The sequence below is a fragment of the Pantoea sp. XAF26B01_ASV70 genome, from assembly GCF_054512635.1.
Genome location: NZ_JBTNCJ010000003.1, coordinates 148,201 through 170,045 on the forward strand (window position 1 = coordinate 148,201; position 21,845 = coordinate 170,045).

At 57.3% G+C, this 21,845-nt stretch carries 8 protein-coding genes; all 8 read right to left on the reverse strand.

The window, feature by feature from the left end; all coding sequences use genetic code 11:
* Positions 1–96: 96 nt before the first annotated feature.
* From ACX8ZY_RS23030 to ACX8ZY_RS23065, 8 genes are read right to left on the reverse strand one after another with little or no spacing between them, the layout of a single operon-like run.
* The gene (locus ACX8ZY_RS23030) at positions 97–1,824 is read right to left on the reverse strand and encodes an ABC transporter ATP-binding protein (RefSeq protein ID WP_346530205.1); all 1,728 of its coding nucleotides are present in this window, start codon (positions 1,822–1,824) and stop codon (positions 97–99) included.
* Positions 1,824–3,590 carry an ABC transporter ATP-binding protein gene (locus tag ACX8ZY_RS23035; protein WP_346530203.1) on the reverse strand — a complete coding sequence of 589 codons (1,767 nt, stop codon included), beginning with the start codon at positions 3,588–3,590 and terminating at the stop codon, positions 1,824–1,826. The genes ACX8ZY_RS23030 and ACX8ZY_RS23035 overlap by 1 nt, the downstream gene beginning before the upstream one ends.
* Positions 3,587–8,995, reverse strand: a complete 5,409-nt coding sequence (locus ACX8ZY_RS23040; RefSeq protein ID WP_459261390.1) for an amino acid adenylation domain-containing protein — start codon at positions 8,993–8,995, stop codon at positions 3,587–3,589. The genes ACX8ZY_RS23035 and ACX8ZY_RS23040 overlap by 4 nt, the downstream gene beginning before the upstream one ends.
* The gene (locus ACX8ZY_RS23045) at positions 8,992–10,392 is read right to left on the reverse strand and encodes an FAD-binding oxidoreductase (protein ID WP_346530199.1); all 1,401 of its coding nucleotides are present in this window, start codon (positions 10,390–10,392) and stop codon (positions 8,992–8,994) included. The genes ACX8ZY_RS23040 and ACX8ZY_RS23045 overlap by 4 nt, the downstream gene beginning before the upstream one ends.
* Positions 10,392–11,102 (reverse strand): VOC family protein, encoded by a 711-nt coding sequence (locus ACX8ZY_RS23050; protein WP_346530197.1) that lies wholly within the window; start codon positions 11,100–11,102, stop codon positions 10,392–10,394. Before ACX8ZY_RS23050 ends, ACX8ZY_RS23045 begins: the two co-directional genes overlap by 1 nt.
* A complete protein-coding gene (locus ACX8ZY_RS23055) occupies positions 11,095–13,317 on the reverse strand; it encodes a bifunctional Gfo/Idh/MocA family oxidoreductase/class I SAM-dependent methyltransferase (protein WP_346530194.1) in 2,223 nt (740 codons plus the stop codon). The genes ACX8ZY_RS23050 and ACX8ZY_RS23055 overlap by 8 nt, the downstream gene beginning before the upstream one ends.
* Entirely contained in the window at positions 13,314–14,354 is a 1,041-nt protein-coding gene (locus ACX8ZY_RS23060) for a hypothetical protein (protein WP_346530192.1), read from the reverse strand. Before ACX8ZY_RS23060 ends, ACX8ZY_RS23055 begins: the two co-directional genes overlap by 4 nt.
* Positions 14,351–21,811 carry an amino acid adenylation domain-containing protein gene (locus tag ACX8ZY_RS23065; RefSeq protein WP_346530189.1) on the reverse strand — a complete coding sequence of 2,487 codons (7,461 nt, stop codon included), beginning with the start codon at positions 21,809–21,811 and terminating at the stop codon, positions 14,351–14,353. Before ACX8ZY_RS23065 ends, ACX8ZY_RS23060 begins: the two co-directional genes overlap by 4 nt.
* Between the last annotated feature and the right edge of the window lie 34 nt (positions 21,812–21,845).

Below are 21,845 nucleotides of genomic sequence, written 5' to 3' on the forward strand. Positions count from 1 at the left end.
CCGACTCCCTTTGTGTGTAAATATTATTATGTGACGTTATAACATATCAATTAGGGCCTTGAAATCACTATCCATGTAACGGCTCCTGCGACCGTTTCATCCAGCGATATGTGGCTGCGCGTCGACCATTGCCCGATAGCGTCCCTGTTCAAGTGCCATCAGGGCGGCATGATCGCCACGCTCGACGCAGCGTCCGGCCTCGATAACCGCAATCTGATCGGCAGCCCGAATGGTGGATAAGCGATGGGCGACAATTACCACCGTCTTGTCAGCGATCAACACATCAATCGCGCGTTGAACCTGATATTCCGATTCGCTGTCCAGCGATGAGGTTGGCTCATCCAACAGGATGACCGGCGCATCTTTTAGGATGGCGCGCGCAATAGCGACGCGTTGGCGCTCCCCACCCGAAAGCGCACTTCCCGCCTCTCCAACCTGGGTTTCGTAGCCGAGAGGTAACCGCTCAATGACATGGTGGATATGTGCCTTACGTGCGGCACTGATGATCTCATCGCGCGATGCGTCCGGTTTGCCCAGCGCGATATTGTTCGCCAGGGAATCGTCCATCAGCCAGACATCCTGAAACACCACAGAAATCAGGTTCAGTAACTGTTCAGGTGCGATATGGCGTAACTCCGCGCCCCCAATCGTGATGCTGCCCTGTTGGGGATCGGCAAAGCGACTCATCAATCGCGTAAGCGTAGTTTTTCCGCCACCCGAAGGCCCCACCAAGGCGGTAAGAGATTTTTCCGGGACATGCAGCGAAAGATTTTTTACGGCTGGCGTCTGCTGTTGCTGGTAGTGAAAGGAGACATCTTGCAGTTCAATTGCAAAATGCTGCGGCTGCTGTTGCGGGTTCAGTGTTACCTGCTGCGGTTCGTTCAGGAGTGCGTTGATACGCTGCATGGCCGCATCAGCCAGTTCAAACAACCGCACCATCGACAGCCCCAGCGTCAGTGGTTCCAGCATCTGTGCTGCCAGGATCACTAAGCAGAAAAGAGAAGCGAGCGGCAATTGCTGAGTGGCACTTAGCCAGATGCCGAGCGCCACGCTTGCCACCAGCGTGAGCTGAATCCGCAGTTGAGCTTGCGCCACCAGCCCGGCGGTACTGGCGGTCTGATGCTGTGCCTGGTGCTGCCGGGCGAAAGCGTCACGTAAACCGGGTGCCTGCTCCCCCGTTCGGCCGCTGGCCCGTAACATCGCCTGCCCCTGGATATACTCCACAATGGCGGCGCTGGCAGCGGCATCCGCCTCGTCTATATGCTGAAATTCCTGACTGGCGTTAAGCCGAACCCGAATAATTAATGGTGCGACAAACAGGCAACCAATCAGCATCACCGCGCCCAGACGCCAGTCAAGCGTAAAAATAAGCAGCAACAGGATAGAGGGAGCGACCACAAGCTGAATCGCCAGAGTAGCCAGAGACGAGAGCACGGTCGCTGCAAAGGCGACATTGTTGCCCAGAATAGTGGCGAGATCGCCGCTTTTGCGCCGCGCCAACTGCTCAAGTGGTATCGCACGCAGACGCTGAGCCAGCTTCATCCGCAGTGCTTCCGTCACGCGGTGCCAGTAATCATAAGCAAAGGCCATTTCACGCCAGCGAATCACCCCTTCCAGCACCAATAGAATGGAGAGCAGCAGCAGCCAGTGACTGGCCTTACCCATCAGTGACGAGCCAGGAGTTAAAAGCAGCGAAAATAATGGCAGCGTGATTATCCAGCCCATCGCCTGAAGCAATGCCGCCAAAAACGCACAGCGCAGCGTGCGACGAAATGGCGTGGCATAGTCGCCCGCTACCGCCATCATCATGTGATAAATACGCATTATGCAGTAGCCTCGCGCTGTAACGTCCACTGGCTGGCCTGCTGGTGATGTTGCCACAGGCGCGCATAGTGAGGGCTGTGGCTGAGTAAATCGTCGTGGCGTCCCTGGCCGACAATCCGCCCTTCATGCATCATGACGATCACATTGGCACCCACCACAGTGTTTAAGCGGTGCGCAATCGTAATCACAATGCGGTCTGGTGCCAGTTGCGCCAGCGTCTGCTGGATACGCTGCTCATTATGTGCATCGAGATAAGAGGTGGCTTCATCCATCACCACAACAGGTGCGTCCGCCAGCAGTGCCCTTGCCAGGGTGACACGTTGTCGCTGACCGCCGGAAAGTGAGCTACCGCGCTCGCTGACAGGCGTTTGCAATCCTTGCGGTAACAGTGAAACAATCTCTGTTACTCCCGTCGCCTCCATCACACGTTGCAGTGTCTCTGCACTGGCTTCAGGTGCCGCCAGACGCAGATTGTCCTCAAGCGTACCGCTGATTAAAAAAGGCTCCTGCAGCACTAACGCCATCTGTTGCAGCAGCACGTCACTGCGCATCTGGCGAATATCGCATTCGCCCAAGGTTATTGTGCCTTCGGTGACATCGTAAAAACGCGGAATCAGGCGTGCGAGGGTGGACTTTCCCGAACCTGACGCACCTACTATGGCGCAGTGCGTGCCGGGTTCCAGCCTCAGTGAAACATCCTGTAGCGCGAACCGCTCCGTTCCGGGATAACGGAAACTGATCCGGTTCAGGCTCAAAGCATGCCCCTGAGGAAGCCGTGGCTGCTGTGGCTCCGCCAGCACCGGCTGTGCCAGAATCTCGGAGATACGCCCGGATGCCGCAGTCGCATCATTCAGGTAATTTGCCAGATAAGCCAACGGATCCAGTGCTTTTACCGGCAGCGTACCGATCATCAGCGCCAGCAACCATTGCGTCAGCGTGACCTGATCGGCCTGATAGAGAACATAACCGGCGATCATCAGTAGCGCGGCGGTTGGCAATGCGCCGCCCACCAGTCGATTCAGTTTCCAGGGCATTTTGCTGATGGCCATCCAGGCTCCGACCGCCAGAGTGAACTGATTAAGCCGGGTATTAAACCGCTGCCAGCCTGCGTTGCCGTTATCGAAAGTTCGCATCACGGCCATGCCCTGCACCAGTTCAATTACACCCGCATTTAGCGCCTCGCTTGCCTGGTTATAGTTAGCCTGTTGTTCTGGATTTACTCGCGCCATCAACCTCATACAGAGAAGGCTGGCCGGTAACAGCATTAAGGAAACCAACGCCAGTCGCCACTGCACCACCGCCAGAATAAGTAGCGCTACCACCGGTTGGCTCATGCTGCTGCCGATAAAAGGCACCGCATCTGCGACCGCAACATGCAGAGCTTTCACATCATCCTGAATAATTTTACGCAGCCGTCCGCTGCCCCATCCCTGAACGGCACCGAGCGGCAGGCGACCCAAGTGATCAACCAAGCGTCCCCGCAGCGTCTCCTCAAGCTGGTAACTGGCTTCATGGGCACGGGTTTCGGCCTGTAATCGAAAAATAAACGCCAGCAGCAGGGCGACAGCACTGCCCGCAAGGGCCAGTAGCGTAATTTCCTGTAAGCGAGGTGTGTGCAGGAGCGGCGCAACGGCCAAAGCCAGAAGGGCAAGCCCGCTGACATTCAGCAGACCTGCCACGCTACTGCAAACCAGCGCCTGATTAAGACCACGCGCCACAACAGGTACGTCCGCGACTAATTTACCGGACTCACCCAGAAGCTTCATTGCAGCCCCTCATTGACAAGACGCGCCACATCCTGCGCGTTTGAGGCCTCAATGCAGCTAAAGTGATTGCCGTTGATTGCCGTTACCTGTAACTCACCCAGGCAGACCTCACGCCAGAAGTTCAGGGTATTTTCATCCATGCCAGGCGCAAAGCCTGATCCCTGACTGGGTAACAGGAAGCGGATGTCGCCGACATAAACATCTGGCGTAAAATGCGCCGCATGGAAACTCTGGCGAAACACCCGGAACAGCCCTAGCGCCATCTCTACCGGCATCGATTGTCCCGTCACCCGTTCAACGCCTGCTACATAGCGGGCGAAGCGTTCTTCAATCGGCAACGCTTGTAGCATCTGGAAAAACTGACCTGGGATGCCGGGTAGCTGTGCCAGCGCGCCGGCAGGAATACGTCCCTGATGTGCGCTGATGACCTGCATAAAGCCTTCCACCAGCGCGTCACCCTCTATCTCACCAAATCCGGCCTCGGCCAGTGAAATATGAAGATTCGGAATGAATAAGGATTCGATCATCAGATCATCTTCCACCTTAAACAGCACCGGGTGACTGCTGATCAGCACCAGGTCGGCGATCTCTGCCCCCTTCTCACTCAGACGGCGCGCCACTTCCACGGCAAACAATCCGCCCAGGCAGTAGCCTATCAACTGAAAGCGATTGTGACCGGTGGCAAGCAGGCGGCGGGCATAATCATCTGCCATGCGCTCAACGGCTTCCTCAGGCGGGAGTGCGCAATATTGCGCCGTGTCGGCAATCACAATCCCGACCACCGGGCCAAGCGGATCATTATCCAGTTCGGCCAGCATCGGACGAAAACAGTCCATGGTGCCAAGACCCGCATGGAACACTACACGTAATGACCCATGCGTACCGCCGCCAGCCGGTAAAAGAATGCCGTTACTGTCAGGGGAGCTGCCCTGTTCTGGCGCAGGTGTGCTCACGTCGTCTGCCACTGGCTCAGTTTGAACCGCTGTGTGCTGAGTGCGAATCGCCTGAGCTAAGGCGCGCACTGTCGGGCCGTTCAGCATATGACGTAGCAGCGCATCAAAGGGAATATCCCCTTTTTCCCACGGTGCTTCGGCCAGCACATTACGCAGCTTGCCCGCCATACGAGCCATGATCAGCGAGTCCGCCCCAAGATTGTAAACATCCTGATCCAGCCCGACCTGACTGACGCCGAGCGCTTCCGCCCAGTGCTGGCTGAGCAACTGCTCCAGTGCATCCCCTTGCACCTGCTGATCGGTTACACGATTGTCGCCTTCTGTCGTGTCAACCCACCAACTAGCGACAGCCTTACGATCGGTTTTACCGTTTGCTGTAAGAGGCAGTGTCGGCACGCACTGAATCTGCGCAGGCAGCATATAGCGCGGCAATGTCTGACTCAGGGTGTCATGTAATTGTTCTGGGCGAATCAGATACCGGTCGCGTTTGATCTGCTGTGCCAATAGATGAAAGCCCTGATGTGCCAGTACGTGCCCCTGTTGCGGCAGGCAAAGAACAGGATCGCAGTTCACTGACTGCATCAACGTTTGCCAATCCTGCTCATCAAGATAACTCGTCTGCTGACGTCCGGCGTCTTCTGGCGGCGTCATCATAAAAGCTTGTGTTGCCATGATCCACGGACACTCCCGCGTCGGCTCAGTCAGAATGACCCAGCCCTGCGGTGCCGTAAGCAAGCGAATATGTTCCAGAGCCAGCTTCTGGTCACGGGCATTTTCCAGCACACCCGCCGCCAGCACGATATCGAAACTTTCCGGCTGATAGCCTTGCGCACGCGGCGCATCGTCAATATTCAGCAGACCAAAGTGCATTCCCGCCCGGTCGCCAAAACGTGCTTTGGCTTCTGGCAAAAAGAATGCCGCTACATCGGTGAAGTGATAGTTAATGTCGCGGTCCGCAAGCATTGCCAGCACATCTTCTGTGGTGCCGCCTGTACCTGCACCCACTTCAAGAATCCGCAACGGGGTGTTGCCTTGGTTTTGTTGCACAATCTGACCGATAAGTGTACTGACGGCCTTATTGAGATACTTCGCCATCACATTTTCGCGGTACAGTGCCTGAACGTTGGTCAGCTCTCCCTGCGGAAACAACAGGCTTTGTGCGTCGATTTGCCCTTCCAGTAGCCCGCTGAGGTTATCAAGATGCGTGTGGATATAGTTAAGGAAGGTGCGGCTATCCAGTAGCGGCTGCCACAACGCTTCTACCTGCTGCCAGTTGACCTCAGGTAGGCTTTCCACATTTGCCGTCAAGGCTTGCCAGCGACGAACCAGCCAGAAGAAACGGGGGTGAATAGCGGTGCGGTTTAACGTTGCTTCGTTCAGTTCGCCGGAAAGGCCATAGTGTTGCAGGATTGTGTGCAGGCGATGAATAACAGCGCTGTCGAGCGCTGCCATCGCACGTTCAACCTGCGGCTGGCTGACCGAGGCAGTAAGAGCAGCAGTAGCCGTGTCAATATCATCGTTGATACGGCCATAATCGGCGTCAATAACGGGCTGCTGTTTTGCGGTCACCACCGCCAGTAACTGACGCTGATTACCCTCGCCGTGCGGAACAACACAGGCCTGATCCACGCCAGACTGCATGCTCAATGCCGTTTCAATCTCACCAGGCTCAATACGGTGACCATTGATTTTTAGCTGATGGTCCGCTCGTCCGAGAAACTCCAGTTCTCCATTGGGCAAATAGCAGGCACGGTCACCTGTGCGGTAAAGCCGTTCAGCATCCGCCGGATGGGTAATAAAATGCTGCGCTGTTTTCTGCGCATCGTTGAGGTAACCCTGTGCCAGCCCCACGCCGCTGATATAAAGATCACCCGGCACCCATACCGGACAGTCGACACTCTTCTCATCCAGTACGCGAAAACCCTGATTTGCCAGAGGCAAACCGTAAGGCACGCTACGCCAACTGGCGTCACGCCCCTGCCAGCGATGGAAGACAGACCAGATAGCGGCTTCGGTCGCGCCACCGAGCGCAATAAGTTGCAACTGCGGCAAACGCTGCGCCAGCGTTTCTGGCAGTGAAAGTGGGATCCAATCACCCGAAAGCAGAGCTAGTCTTAAATGGGATAAGGGTTGGTGCGTTAATGCGCTCTCCAGCATCTGCATCAGCGCCGGGACGCTGTTCCACAAGGTAACGCGCTGGGTTTCGATACGATCGATCCAGTGTGAAGGATCGGTGGCGCGCGTTGCGTCGGGATAGATAATTGCCCCGCCAGCACTCAATAAGCCAAACAGGTCATAAATGGCTAAGTCGAAACCAAGTTGTGCCAATGCCAGAACACGGTCGTTTTCGCCGACGCTAAAGCGACGGTTGGTATCTTCAATGGTATTTCGCGCCGCCTGGTGCCCCATCACAACGCCTTTCGGTTGTCCGGTGGATCCTGAGGTATAAATAATATAGGCAGCCGCCGAATTCTGAGGCTGGTGCGGAATGGCGAGTGGTTCACTGTGCTTAAGTGCATCAATATTAATGCGCTGCTCGTCACAGACGCCCGTTTCTGTCACTCGCTCCGAGGTAAGCACCCAGCGGACAGCCGCATCGTTCAAAATCTGCTGACGACGCGCTACCGGTTGCGTCACATCAAGGGGTATCCAGACGGCTCCCGCCGCCATCGCGCCTAATACCGCCTGCGCCTGCATCACCCCTTTTTCCAGCGTTATCGCAACGCGCTCACCGGGTATTACACCGCACTGTTGCAGATGCCCGGCAATCTTTAATGCAGCATCAGCCAGTTGTCTATAAGTGAGCTGCTGTTCCGTATCTGCCACGGCCAGCGCATCAGGCGTTTTCTGCACCTGAGCAAAAAATGGCAGATGAAGTCCTCCTTCCGGCAGAGGCGCGTCGGTATGATTAATTCGATCTCGCTGTTCACGCTGCCACTGTGGCAGGGCAAGTTGCGCGGGTTGCTGCCATAGCTCAGGGGCTTCTGCCATCTCCGTTAGCAGGCTTTCGAAGCAGATGAAAAGATCGTCGATCATGCCCGATGGGAAAACACCCTCGCGCACATCCCAGTTGACCTGGAGTCCGGCTGCGCTGTCCATCGCCTGGCAGTCAATAAAGACTTGTGGCGTCTGAGTGATGCCGCGTCCATCCAGTTTGCCCATGGCCGCCTTTTCCGACTCCGCTGGCACCAGCCCGATGGCGCTGGTAAATACATACGGCATTAACGCGTAATCGCGCCCTTTCGCACGCGACAGATCACGCATCACCTCGACGCCGGAACAGAGACGATGGTCCAGGTCATCATACAGTTGCTGACTGATGGCCGTGGCACGTTCGGCCCAGCGGCCAGGCTGGCGTTGGTCGATCTCCAACAGACTGACAGAGGTGAAGTCGCCCACCAGACGATCAACCTGCTCATGCAACGGTTGACGATTAAGCACCGTCAAGTTAAGGCAGAAATGATCGCTGGCTGACCAGCGTTGCAGCACGCTGGCGTAGGCGGTTAATACTGCCGCGGTTGGCGTGATGCCGCACTGTGCCGCCTGGTGTTTAAGTGCACGCCAGCGTGCCGGCGCAAGTTGCAGAAAACGTCGGGTGAAGTGAGCGGGTTCATCCTGCGCATCCAGCACCGGCAGTTGCGGCGCGGCGGGTAACTGTGGAATACGCGCCTGCCACCATTCACGGTCGCGCCTGGCGGCGGCGGACTCCTCTTGTCCCCGCTCCGCCAGCAGATAATCGCGGAAGGTGATGTTAAGTGTGGGCAGCGGCTGGTCCGGTTGCTGATAACGCGCTTCAAACTCACCCAGCAGCAACCAGATGCTTGCCCAATCGGCAATCAGAAAATCCATAGAAAGATGCAGCACGCTGCGCTCAGGCAGTTGCGACAGGTTCAGGCTGAACAGCGGCCAGTTTTCGGGCTGATACTGACGATGCCCCATCTGCAGTTTGACATCATCCAGCAATCTCTCTGCACCATCAGCGTCACCGACACGTTTGGGGATCGTCAGCTCAGGCACCTCGGGGAGAATGCGCTGGCTGCCGCTTTGGTCGAATACCGCGCGCAGCATATCGTGGCGTGCCACCAGTTCATTCCAGATTGCGCACACCCGCTCATGTTCCAGTGGCGGATAGTTGACCTCAAGGTAGACATGGCAGGCTACACCGCCGTAACCAAAGGCGTGATTACGCCCCACCAGATAGGCCGCCTGCACCTGACTGAGCGGAAAAGGCTCATAGAGTGACGCTACATCCGCGGTTAGTGTGCGCTGTTGCTGCTCGGCGGCCAACAACGCTAATACCTGCGCTTTCTGTACCTTGAGTAGGGCTAAATCGGCGGGTGTTACCACGCCTTGCGGTGCGCGATAGTTCAGCTTGCCCTGCTCTTCCCATAGTTGCGCGCCACGGCTGCGCAGGCGTTGAATCAGTTCAGAAGCGTTAGCGTGGTCGGTCATGCGAAATCCTCCGGGCCATGCGTCGTCGCATCGTGCGACGCAGGCGAAATATTGACGTTAAAACAAAGACGGTTTTTCGGGTCGAGCCGCTGCTTCAGCGCCCTGAGGCGTTGCCAGTTACGACCGTAGGCGGCCTGCGCCCACTGCGGTTCTGCATCGGGTAATAAATTGACGTAGGGGCCACTGCTCACCCCCTGTAACCGCTGCCAGGCTTCAATCGCGGGTGCCAGCATGCCGGGGTTGTCTGCGTCGCCATACCATTGGGCGCAGACCTCAACAAACCAGTTGGCATCACGATGAGCGAAAGCCGTTTCCCCGCCGGGGGCGCGTGCAATCGCGCCGCCCAGTGCGCCAAATACCAGGGAAAAATTCGGCCCTGAGCGCCCGAACAACGCCAGCAGCTCATCCAGCGTGGCATCATCCAGTTCGCGCAGCATTTCGCCCCGGTTGTAGACGTGCTGTTGCTGGTAGTTGGGAGCTGAAGGGAGCAAACGCTGATAATCGACATAGCACATCGGTTGCACTGTGTCGCACAACGCACCTGCTTTGAGCGGCGCAAGCACCGACGCTGCTGCTTCCGGCGCGCCAAACCAGGTGGGAATCAGCATGATGCTACGCTCAAAATGGAGCGATTCCGGCAGGAATGGCAGCGGCGGAGCCGTCCAGACCAGCGCAATCAAGGAGGCCTGATCCGGTGCCTGTGCCAGCCAGCTTCGCGCCCGCCGTAATACTTGCGGGATATCACCCGCAGGCCAGGCTAGTGCGCCCGCTACCACGCTATCCACCGGATGAAGCTGAAAGGTAAAGCGCGATACCACGCCAAAATTGCCGCCCCCACCGCGTATACCCCAGAACAACTCAGGATCGCGGGTGGCATCAACCTCAAACACGTCGCCTGCAACATTCACCAGTTCGCAACTCAGCAGGTTATCGCTGGTCAGCCCGAACTGACGCGACAGATCGCCCACGCCGCCGCCGAGAGTATGGCCGGCGATGCCGATGGTGGGATTACGTGGCCCTGGCACCGCCAGCCCATGAGTTTGTGTCGCCGCGTCCAGCTCTCCCCAAGTAACGCCGGGCTCCACCTGAGCGAGGCGTGTTAGCGGATCAACCGTAATCTGTTTCATTAACGACAGGTCGAGCACCAACCCATCCTGGCAAGTGCCGTATCCGGCCACGTGCGCCCCGCCGCCGCGCAGCGCCACGGGCAGATTCTGTTGTGCAGCTAGCTGTAGTGCCCGTTGGATATCCTGCACATTCATGCAGCGCACAATGGCTGCGGGTCGGTGATTGATGCGGGCATTGCGCACCCGCCGTGCGCTTTCGTATTCCGCGTGATGCGGCAGCAGAAGTTCACCCTGCAGCGACTGCTGTAAGGCGGTAAAGATGTCACTCATCACGCCTCCTGAGGCACGGTAAATAAGGAGTGGATAAAATCAGAAGTCTGCGGCAGCGCCTGCCAGCCCGTGAGGGTAACGCTACTGACCTGACGCCGATCGCTGCTTAGCGCATTGAGCCAGCCATCTGTAGGCAGCAGCCGTAGCAGCGAGGTATGGCTCTCAGCAGGAAGAAGGAAGTTAACGCATGCTACGCCCCGCGCACCGTTAGCATGGTTGATCTGCGCCGGGCGTTGCAGCGGATGGTAGTGCGATACGATGAAAGGCAAATGCCGGTCGGCCAGTGCCATAAAGCGATAATGAACTTGCTCTCCATTCGCGGAAATACGGCGACCTTTCACAAGGCGCGAACCGGCAAGTGTGTGCTGCCTGAGATGCTCACTGACCCGATCCAGATTGAGCGGATCGGCAGGCTGATACTGTTGCGGCTCCAGCGCCACATCGCACCAGCCCGATGGGGCGAGCGCCCAGTGCCTCAGGCGCTCTCCAGCGGCGCGACCAAAGCGCCAGCCAAAAGGATAACTCAGCCAGCGGAAGGCGCGCGGCAGTTCAAAAAACTCCAGAAACGGCCCCTGTTCAAACCACACCAGCGCATTGTGCGCTTTTTCCGGCTTGCCGCCCCACTGCACGCTAAAACCCGCCTGCTCAAGAAGTGCCACCGCGTCACGCAGGTTATCGACTTTGCAGAGAATATGGCTGCAATTAAGCATCAACGGGCCTCCGCACGATAAACAGGCGCTGTCCGAGCGGTGCCAGCAGATGATCTTCTGCTGGCAGGCAGAATTCACAGTGCAATCCTGCACGCTGAAACAGATCCTGCCACTGCGCAGGTGAAAGAAAACGTTGTTCGCTGCGCTGCCGATCATCCTGCGGCGGCGGCATCATAAATGCCTGGGAAGTGAGGATTTCCAGATGCTCACGCGTGGGTTCAGTAATCAGCATTACGCCGCCGGGTCGCAGCACCTGCGCCAGCCAGCGAATCGTCTGCTCGCTGTTGCGGGCATTGTTGAGAACGCCCGCCATCACCAGCAGATCTTGTGAATCTTTCTCGACGCCTTGTTGCGTAATAGGATGGTCAATATCAATCAATGTGGTTGAAAGCCAGGGCAGATGGCCATAGCGCTGTTGGGCATTGACGAGAAAGAAGCGGGAGAGATCGCTAAACAGCCACTTTAACGGAACCGCGTCACCGTAAACGTCATGCAGTAATTCGCGGACTCTCTCGGTAGTCGCGCCTGTGCCAGCACCAATCTCCAGCACGTTGAGCTGATTTTGCTGCGTGCGCAGTTGATTGAGTATCCAGTCGGCAATCAGCGTATTCAGGTAACGCGCGGTAATCGTGTGGCGGTAAACCGCATCAGCGATGTCGTTGCGCCCCTCCGGGAACAGCAACAATGAAGCCTGCTGCTCACCACGCATCAGCTCTCCCAGTTTTTCCGCGTTGTGCCACAAATAATCGATAAAGGTCGGCGAACCCAGTTGGTCATCCCAGACCGCATGGACGGCCTGCCAACTCTGTTGCAGCGTGGGCTGGCTGATTACCCGGCGGGTAAAATAGTGCACCCCGCGCTTATCGATCCAGCCGGCATCTGCCAACAGGGTAAGCCAACGCTCAATCAAGGCATGATGTGCATCAGCTACCTGCAACCGTTGCAGAAGCGCGGATAGATCGCTGCCCTGCTCAGACTGAAGCAGCACACCACCTTGTTGCAGGCTGTAAAGCATCGCATTCAGACAGGCCTCATCCATACGCGTAACGAAGTCATTCACCTCACTGGCGCTAATTTCGTGCAGCAACGCCTCTGCGCGTTGCATAAATGCCTGTGTCTGGGGGGCAATGCGGCTTTGCCCGACGGTAGCAGGCAATAACGTCCGCGCCAGTGGCTGAAACTGTTGATCGGGTTTCAACCGCGGATAGCCCAGCTGTTTGGTCAGGGCCTGCCACATCTGGCACTGGGTTAACAGTAACTGCGGACTCCAGCGCGCGGTTTCTGGCTGCTGGATACTCTCTGCTATCGCCAGGAGATCTTGAGCAATGGCGCAGGGCCAGCGATCCGCCAGCGTCGTGCGCCAACTTTCGCTCTGCACATCGCCCAGTATCGCGCTGGTTTCTTCCATCAAATGTGCCGACTGCGGGCTGCTGAAATCATGATCGCGTTTTACCGCATCCGGAATATGCAGACGTGGCTGCCACATCACAGGGCCGTGGGTGTCCGTCAGCGACAAACGACCTGCGGGAAAGCCAAGGCATATTTGATGCAGTAGTTGGAAGTGGTTATCCGGGTCTTGGGGATCGACCTCATTATGCACTTTCAGCGTTAAAGGAATACCGGCAATTACACCTGTTACAAGCTGGAACGGTGCATCCGGCAATAGCGGCTGTGCCGTAAAATGCCAGGGTCGTGGCGCGCCCAACGCCGCTGTCAGCATAGAAATCAGTGGAAACGCGACCTGACTGGCGCAGGCCGCATCGATAAACTGCGGTGTCTGGCGACGTAACAGGTGCTGAGCAGCTTGGCTGAACTGCTGTACCGCTGGCAGATGGGGATAGAGATTGCCTATCCGATAATGCACCCCGTGTTGTCTCGCAATGCGCAGGTTAGCCACCACTTCATCATGATGCATTGGCTGCTCCTGAATGACGTGGATTCCCTTCGCCATCAGAAAATGCGCCAGCTCACTGCCCATACCGCCCATCACCGTCGCACGCAGCACCACACAGGCGAGATCAATATTGTCAGGGAGTTGAGCAGGATCGGTGAATAACGGAATGTTATTGCGTTGTGCGCAATCCCGGCTGCGGGGGCTGCCGCTTGCCAGAAGTCCAACCACAGTAAATCGCTGTGGATAACGTTTTAGCGCAGCCAACCAGAACTGGCCGAAGGTGGAGCCACAGACCAGCACCTTTAACGGCATCTGACTCATAGCGCACCTCCACTCATTTCACGCAGTTGTTCAACGCCAACGTCAAACAGCTCAATATCAATGCCGGTCTGTTCACGCGTGAAAAGTGGCATGAAGGTGGTACTGTCGATACATTCCGCTGCCAGCCCGACCACCGGTGCAGACTGTTGCAGTAGCCATCTGGCGCTGGTTGCGGCACAGGCGGCCGTCAGCTGGGCAATGTTTTCGGCTTTCAGCAGCAGTGTCTGGCTAATTCGGTTTCCGTTGCTGATCCCGTCGGCCTGGATTAAAAACGTGACCCAGGGCTGACGGCCTGCGACGTCCAGCGCAGAGCCCTGCACGACGCTGTTTATTGCATCCGTTTGAGGCAGAGCGCGCGCTGACTCTAGCGCGCGGGCCAGGTGCTTACCATCCAGCGCCAGGCAGCAGCGGCTCTGCTGTACGCCGGTTCGCATCTGAACAAGGCGCGATTCCTCGTCCTCATAGGGCTGTAGTTGTAACAGTCGCGGGAAGAACGGCAGTGTGACGTCAGACTGACGCCGCTGGAACGTTGCCGTTGCGTCAGAGGCACGCAACACGCCATCCAGATAGTCTTCTGCTCCGCCTGGGGTAAAGCGGTCAAACACGCCAAACCAGCACTGTAATGAGGAAACCTGTTCGACTTTTCCCGCCAGCCAGGCAGGCAGAATGCCCGACAAGCCTGGCAGGGCTCCCGCAGCAAATAACGCACTGCTTGCAGGTTTCCCCGCTGGTTGCGGCAGTTGCGCCGGGCAGTCAATACCGCCCGCGTCCACCAACTGAATTCCGGCCAAATACAGCCGGTTTGCGACCTGTTGCGATAACCGAACCGAAGGTGCCGCGCAATTGACGATCAGGCGACAGCCGCGGGCAAAGTTCATCAGACTATGTGGGTCGTTGACATCCACAAAGCAGCTTTGCGCCCAGGGCGAAGGTTGCGGATTGCGGCTACCCGCACGTATTAATCTTTCCCCTGCCAGCCAGAGAAGGCGCGTGACTTCACGGCCTGTTGCACCAAATCCACCGAGAATGCCAATCACAGCGCACCTCCTTCCATGACGGCAGATTCACTCTGTAGCGTCTCAATCGCGCTCGCCATCGTTTCAAGTTCGGGCGCGTTAAAGATTTTGCGAAGTGCCATCTCAACAGCGAATTCATCGCGTATCGCATTAATTAAGCGCGTGGCTAACAGGCTATCTCCTCCCAGCGCAAAGAAGCTCTGCTGACGCCCTGGTGCAGAAGAGCTTCCGAGCAACGCGCGCCACAACTGTGCCAGACGGGCTTCGGTTTCTGTCAACGTCTCTTGTTGTTGCGCCTGTTTTGGCAGATTGTCATATAGGGCCTGCAAACACTTGCGATCCACTTTGCCATTCGCGGTCAGCGGCAGATGCGTCAGTAACAACAAACGTTCTGGCAGCATGGCTTTCGGCAGTTGTTCCGCCAGCTTGTCTGACCAGTCTACAGGCATCGATAAGGTTGATTCACTCTTGAGCGTCAGGATGGCGGCCAGTCCTCCTTCGCGCTTAACCAGCTTGAACCCGCAGTTCAGTGCGCGCTGTTGCCACACCTCGCCGGTACACAGTGGTGCAACACCGCTATCACCATAGCCCCCAGCCAGTAGCCCGGCACTGAGCATCGCCAGCGGCGTCAGGCACTGACGTTCCATCATCCATAGCTCACCCTGTGAATGCAGTAACTGGCGTGCGGCGATCAGGCCATGTAGTGGGTCGACGAAACGGTGCAGCGCGTTAGCGGCCAGTACGATATCCGCACAGCCGGGTAAGGCTTGCGGCAGAGCAAGTTCATTGAGGAACATGAAATCGACCTGCTGACCACTGTCCTCCAGCGTACGACGCGCCTGGTCCAGCGCCAGCGGCGAGGGCTCCAGCAAGGTGTAATGCACGCTTCCCTGAGGTAGTCGCGCCAGCAATGCAGCACTGTGTTGTCCTCCAGCGGCGTTCATCTCCACGATGCGTATCGGGTGGCCCCGCTGCTGATAAAGATTCTGGATGTGCAGCGCCAGAGTTGACAGCCAGCGTCGCGTCTCTTCGTCAGCGGCAGATAAACTAGCCGGGCTGAACAACGGGTCATTCAACAAGGCGGTGCTATCCTGTTCTCCGCGCAACATAGCTCGCCAGTCGTTGTAACGCGTTCTTGCTTCCTGCACCGTCGGCGTGGCAGATACCAGACGATGCCGAGCGGAGGCCAGTTTTTCTGTCGTGAGCCAGGCTGCATTTTCCTGTCGCAGCCATCCTCGCTGGTTGAGCCATGCCAGCCACAGTTTGAGGATACGCCTGCCGGTTTCATCAGGTTGCATTGCCTCAGGCTGCCAGACGGCTTCTGCTTCAGCGGGCAATTGCAGGAGTTCAATGAAAATGTGTTCTGTAATCGCGGATTCGTACTCAAGCGCCGCGCGTCCGGCTGCATCGGCCTGGAATGCCTGAGATTGCTTCACATCCGCCGGTGTTAGTGGCGCAACCGCGGCCATTAAGTGCTGTGTAATCCCGTCATGCCATAGAGAAACCACGGCCTTATCGACACCGCTTAACGATTGCAATGCCTGCTCAACTTCTCCTGCTTCAATGCGGTGTCCGCGCAGTTTCATCTGGCTGTCGAGTCGCCCCAGAAATTCCAGTGTACCGTCCGGCCAGTAGCGTCCCCGATCACCAGTGCGATACCAGCGCGCTCCCTCAAACCACGGAAAACGGGCTTCGGTCATGGCGTCATCGCCGAGATAGCCGCGCGCCAGCCCGGCACCACCAATAAGCAGTTCGCCTTCTACCCAGTCCGGACAATCCTGATCGGCTGCGTTGACAACGCGCCAGCATTGATTATTTAGTGGGTAGCCATAGGGAATTGAGCGCCATTCGGGATCAACGGTCGAGACCGGAAAAATGTTTGACCAGATTGCCGCTTCAGTCGCACCGCCGAGGGCCAGAAATTGGCAGCCCGGCGCGCTGCGCTGCAACCGCTCAGGCAGGGATAGCGGGATCCAGTCGCCGGAAACCAGTGCCGCACGCAACGAAGGCAGCGTGACGTCGCGCGTAGCGGTAAGGAGCATTTCCAGCAGAGCCGGTACGGCGTTCCAGACTGTTACGCGGTGTTGTTGCATCAGGCTCAGCCAGTGCGCCGCATCGCGGCGGTAAACTTCATCAACCATTACCAGCGCGGCACCACAACTGAGCGGCGCAAACAGGTCGAAGACCGAGAGATCAAAGTCCAACGCGGAGAGCGCCAGAACACGATCGTCGGGCTGTAACGCAAGGCGCTGTATGATATCCAACAGGGTGTTGTGAGTAGCGGCGTGCGTCATCTCCACCCCTTTCGGTTCACCCGTGGAGCCAGAGGTGAAAATGGTATAGGCCAACTGTTGGGCATTAACCTCTGCGGGATTGGGTAACGCCGCGAGTGTCTTCTGCACCGCCTCTGGCCCGTACAGGGTGTGCGGCTGATCGAGCATCAGCCGCACCTTGGCGCGCCGCAAAATCGCTGCTTTACGCGCCGGGGGCTGATCAATGCCAATCGGCACCCAACTGGCTCCGCATGCCAGCGTAGCCAGTACCGCAACCACCTGTTGCGGCCCTTTCGGCAGCGATATCGCAATACGGTCGCCTGGCTTCGTTCCCTGCAGGTGCAGCCAGCGCGCCAGTTTCAGCGCTTCCTCCGCTAGCTCTCCGTAAGTGAATTGGTAAGGCTGTGCGTTCTGCTCTCCGATCAGCGCAAGCCGCTGCGGTGACTGTTTTGCCAGGCGGAAAAAGGCGTGATGCAAGGTCTCCGGGGGCACAGGTTGATGCGCGACGCGGGTGATTGACTCGCGTACTTGCTGTTGCGTGGGAGGTAAAAGATCGGGAAGCGCCTGTTGCCAGTTTTGGCGGCAGAGGTGATCCAGCAATTGCTGATAGGCGCTGAACATCGCATCCAGTAACCCCGTCGGGAACAAGGCTTCTACCGCATCCCAAACCAGCGAAATGCCGCCTTCCTGCTCTGTGACCTGATGATCCAGCCAGACCTGCGGCGTCTGAGACAGACCGTAGACCGCCTGACCAAAGAGCCCCGTCTCATGCTGCTGTGTTAATCCCAGAGCACTGGTGAAGACCACCGGCATGATCAGTTCGGGTTCCTGATGCAGACGCGCCAGATCGCGTAATACTTCGACTGCCGAGAGGGATCGATGATCTAATGCACCCCACATATCAGCCTGCACATGGCGAACCTCCTCCAGCCAGCCACCTGCGCTGTGGCGACACGGCACCAATACAAGCGAAGTGAAGTCCCCCATAACCCGCGCAATGTCGGCGACGCCTTCCGGGCGATCAAACAGGGTCAAATTCAGTGTGAAGTCGGGTTGATGGCTCCAGCGGCGTAGAACCGTGGCGAAGGCGTTGAGCATCACTGCTGAGGGAGTGACGCCTTGCTGACGAGCTTTTTGCTGGAGTTGCTGCCAGCGCTCTGCATCCAGCCAGTATTCGCGGCGGGTAAAGCGTGGCCGACCCACTGATTCAGGCGAGCAGGCCAGCGGTAACTGCGGTGCCAGGGGCAGTTGCGCGAGTCGCGCCTGCCACCATGACCTGGCCTCGTTCTGTTCTTCCGCTTGTGGCTGACGCGCCAGCAACGCATCGCGGAACTGAATTGCTGGGGGATGAGGTAAATTTTGCTGCTGATAAAGCGCATCCAGCTCCTGATAAAAGAGCAGAATGCTTAACGCATCCAGAATCAGGTTATCAATCGCGATAGCAACGCGGTTGCCCTCAGAATGTTGCGCCATGCTAACGCTGAACAGAGGCCAGCGTTGCGGATCGAAGCTGTAAGAGGCGAAGGCTTCACGCTGTAATGCCACATTGTCTGCGGCTCGATCGGCGAATAATGGCAAATGATAGTACGGCACCTGTTTTTGTACCTGCTGCATCCCATCAACAAAACGGGCACGTAACATGTCATGGCGGGCGACAAGTTGATTAACGGCGTTTTCAAGCTTCGCCACATCCAGAGTCTCAACCTCGAATTCCCGATAGAAGGTGCAGCCGATGCCGCCGAGGGCAAATTCACTCTCACGACCAAACAGGTAGGCCTGTTGAACATCGCTGAGCGGGAAGCTAGCGTAACGGCCTGCGGCATCATGGATGAGCAGCTGAGGTTCGCTCACCTCTTTTCTGCTGTGCAAGGTCTGACAGAAGGCGCTGAGCTCCGGATGGGTAAAGAGTTGCGACAGGGTGACATCGCTGAATCCCTGACGGCGTAATTCTGCTATTGCGCGGGTCGCCAGCAATGAATCGCCACCGACGGTAAAGAAATTGTCGTGCCGACGCACAGCTTTGCCCAACATCGTCTGCCACACCGCCGCAACCTGGCGTTCCACGCCAGTAAGCTGAATGCCTTCTGACGATTCAGGCTGGGGCAACTGAGCCGCAACTAATTGCTGCAACGCGTTACGATCAATCTTGCCGTTGCTGCTCAGCGGAAGTTCAGGCAGCGCCACCAGCCGTTCAGGCACCATCTCCTGAGGCAAATAGCGTTGCAGATGCTGACGTAGCGATGCAGTCTCTAGCGCGCCATTTTGAGTCGTGAACACCGCCGCCAAACGGCGATCGTCGTCAAGCAATACCACGCCGCGTACCACATCAGGGTGGGCAGTCAGGGCGGATTCGATCTCCCCCAATTCGATGCGATAGCCGCGAATTTTCACCTGATGGTCTCGTCGTCCGAGAAACTCAAGCGAACCATCGGGGTGGTAACGCGCTAAATCGCCGGTGCGATACCAGCGTTCACCCTGTTGCACAATAAAACGATCGGCGGTGCGTTCGGCATCATGGCGATAGCCCAGCGCAACCCCTGCGCCGCCAATCCACAGTTCGCCGCTCACCCAGTCACTGCGGTCGCGGCCCAGGCTATCTACCACGCGGCAGCGCACATTACCCAGCGGATAGCCATAAGGCACCGAACGCCACGCGGCGGGCACCTGCGTGATTTCCTGAACCGTCGAGTGAATTGCCGTTTCGGTGGTGCCGCCGAGCGCAATACAGCGACATAAAGGCGCGACCCGGTGGAGCTTTCGCGGCAGATCGAGCGGCACCCAGTCGCCGCCCAGCAACACTAGCTCCAGCGGCAGCACCAGGCTGTCGGCTGCGGCGCTGGTAAATATCATTTCGGCAATGGCCGGTACGGCATTCAACACGGTAACCTGATGCTGGCGTATTAGCGCTACCCAGCGTTGTGCATCGCGCCTGCTCTCATCGTCAATGCAGATCACCGCGCCGCCCACCGTCAGCGGTGCGAAAATATCGTACACCGCCAGGTCGAAACTCAGCGCCGACACCGCCAGCGTGCGCAACCGGTTTCCCAGCGGATAACGCCGGTTGAGATCATCTATGGTGTTTTTCGCCGCAAGGTGGCTGATTTCAACCCCTTTTGGCGTCCCGGTCGAGCCAGAGGTGTAGATCACATAAGCCAGTTGCTGATTATTGCCCTGCACCACCGTGGCGGGTGGTGGCAACTGGTCAGGCTCAGGAAGATGGTCGATAACGTGTTTGACGCTGGCAGTGCTTAAGATTGTTTTGATTCGGTTTTCTGGTTGTTGATGATTAAGCGGCAACCAAGCCGCCCCACAGGCAAGCACCCCCAGTACCGCAATGATTTGTTCTGGCCCTTTCGGCAAGGCAATAGCGACCAGATCGCCCGTTTTTACCCCCTGAGCAGAAAGGTGGGCTGCCAGCGCACGCGCATAGCGGGAAACGTCACCGTAGCTGAGCGTTTTCTGTCCACTTGCCAGCGCAAGAGCCGTCGGCTGCTGTTTTGCCATACGGAAAAAGGCGCTGTGCAGACATTCCTGCGGCAGCGGTGCTTCAGTGGCATTGGCCTGCTGACGCACTGTCTGTTGCAATGGTGGTAACACGGTATCAATGGGTTGCTGCCAGACTTCGTCCTTTTCCATCAGCGCATCCAGCAGGTTGATAAACTGACCGAACATCAAATCAAGAATGCCAGCCGGAAAAGTGGCTTCTCGTGCATCCCAGTTAACCAGAAGGCCATGGTTTAACTCGGTGATCTGAGCGTCCAGCCAGACTTGCGGCCCCTGGGAAACAATCCAGCCGGGTTGTCCCAGTGCCTGTTGCACGCGGTCGCTAAATAACTCTCCCAGACCAATTGCGCTGGTAAAGACGACCGGTGCGAACTGCGCCTGACCGCGTAAACGCGATGCTTCACGTAACACTTCAACGCCAGAAAAATGAGCATGCGCCGCATCCTGACGAAACTGCTGTTGCAGACGTTGCGCACGCGCCAGGAAGGTGCCGCCCTGTGTGCCATGCCAGGCCAGCAGCACTGAAGAGGTAAAGTCCCCCACCAGCGACGAGACATCCGGATGCAAGGGTTCACGGTTAAACAGAGGCAGGTTGAGAATAAAATCTTCTTCATCGCTGAACTGGCTCAGCACTTCAGCAAATACGGCTGCAATCATCATCGGCAGCGTCAGATGATACTGACGGGCTTTCGCTCCAAGTTGCATTCGTGCTTCGGCATCAAACCAGCGATGGCGGCGTACCACCTTCTGTTTTGCTGTCTCTTCATTCAGCCCCACCGCGGGCAGAACCGGTGCGCCGGGGAGATCATCTAGTCGTGCCAGCCACCACTGCTTGTCCGTTTCATAGCGTTGCTGCTGTGTGGGTTCCTGAAGCCACACATTGCGCAGTTGTTGATAGTGTCGCCAGGAGAGGCCAGGAGGCGACAGTGGCTGCTGAGGTTCAAGATAGAAAGAGGCGAGATCGTCTAACAATATACGCAGACTCATAGCGTCCGCGGCGATCATATCGAGATTAATGTGCAGACGTGCGCCACCGCCGAGTGCGTCGGGTTTATGCGTCATACGCACATCAAAGACCTCGCCCTGCTGAATGTTAAGCTGGCGGTGTGACAATGCCGCACGGATGGCCTCAAGGCGCAGCGTGGCGGTTTCGGCCTTTTCATGGCGCAGATCATACTCTTTCAAACCATTCCAGCCCGAGTGCGGCAGGATCTGTTGCTGTCCTTCATCCAGGACGGCCACACGCAACATGCCGTGACGCGCAATAAGCTGCCGTACCGCTTTTTCAAGGCGCGCGCTGTCGATGTGTGCGACATCAAACTCATGATAGAAATGAGCAGCTACCCCCCCGAGGTGCTGGCTGCTGTCACGTCCCACCCAATAGGCGTGTTGCATCAGCGCCAGTGGAAAGGGTTCCGACTCTTGCTCAGCATTGACCGAGAGGGTTTTATCCTTGTCTGTCGCTGTCGTCGGTCCAGAGAATAACGACAGCCAGGCATCAAAACGCGGCTGGGCGATAAGACGGGCGAAAGAGACATCGTAGCCCTGACGTCGCCACATCGCCGCCAGTTTCATTATCGCCAGTGAATCAAGCCCCAAACCAATCAGATCAACATTATCAGGAAGAGGTTCCGGCATTCCGCCAGTGATAAAGGGTGCAATATCGGCACAGATTTTCTGGTGGAGGTCGCCTGACATCATTTCTGTATCCCCGTATTAAAAAGCCTCACTTCAA

Excerpts from the sequence above, each read along its gene's own strand:
- ACX8ZY_RS23030 (WP_346530205.1), bottom strand. The coding sequence starts at position 1,824 with ATGCGTATTTATCACATGATGATGGCGGTAGCGGGCGACTATGCCACG.
- ACX8ZY_RS23035 (WP_346530203.1), bottom strand. The coding sequence starts at position 3,590 with ATGAAGCTTCTGGGTGAGTCCGGTAAATTAGTCGCGGACGTACCTGTT.
- ACX8ZY_RS23040 (WP_459261390.1), bottom strand. The coding sequence starts at position 8,995 with ATGACCGACCACGCTAACGCTTCTGAACTGATTCAACGCCTGCGCAGC.
- ACX8ZY_RS23045 (WP_346530199.1), bottom strand. The coding sequence starts at position 10,392 with ATGAGTGACATCTTTACCGCCTTACAGCAGTCGCTGCAGGGTGAACTT.
- ACX8ZY_RS23050 (WP_346530197.1), bottom strand. The coding sequence starts at position 11,102 with ATGCTTAATTGCAGCCATATTCTCTGCAAAGTCGATAACCTGCGTGAC.
- ACX8ZY_RS23055 (WP_346530194.1), bottom strand. The coding sequence starts at position 13,317 with ATGAGTCAGATGCCGTTAAAGGTGCTGGTCTGTGGCTCCACCTTCGGC.
- ACX8ZY_RS23065 (WP_346530189.1), bottom strand. The coding sequence starts at position 21,811 with ATGATGTCAGGCGACCTCCACCAGAAAATCTGTGCCGATATTGCACCC.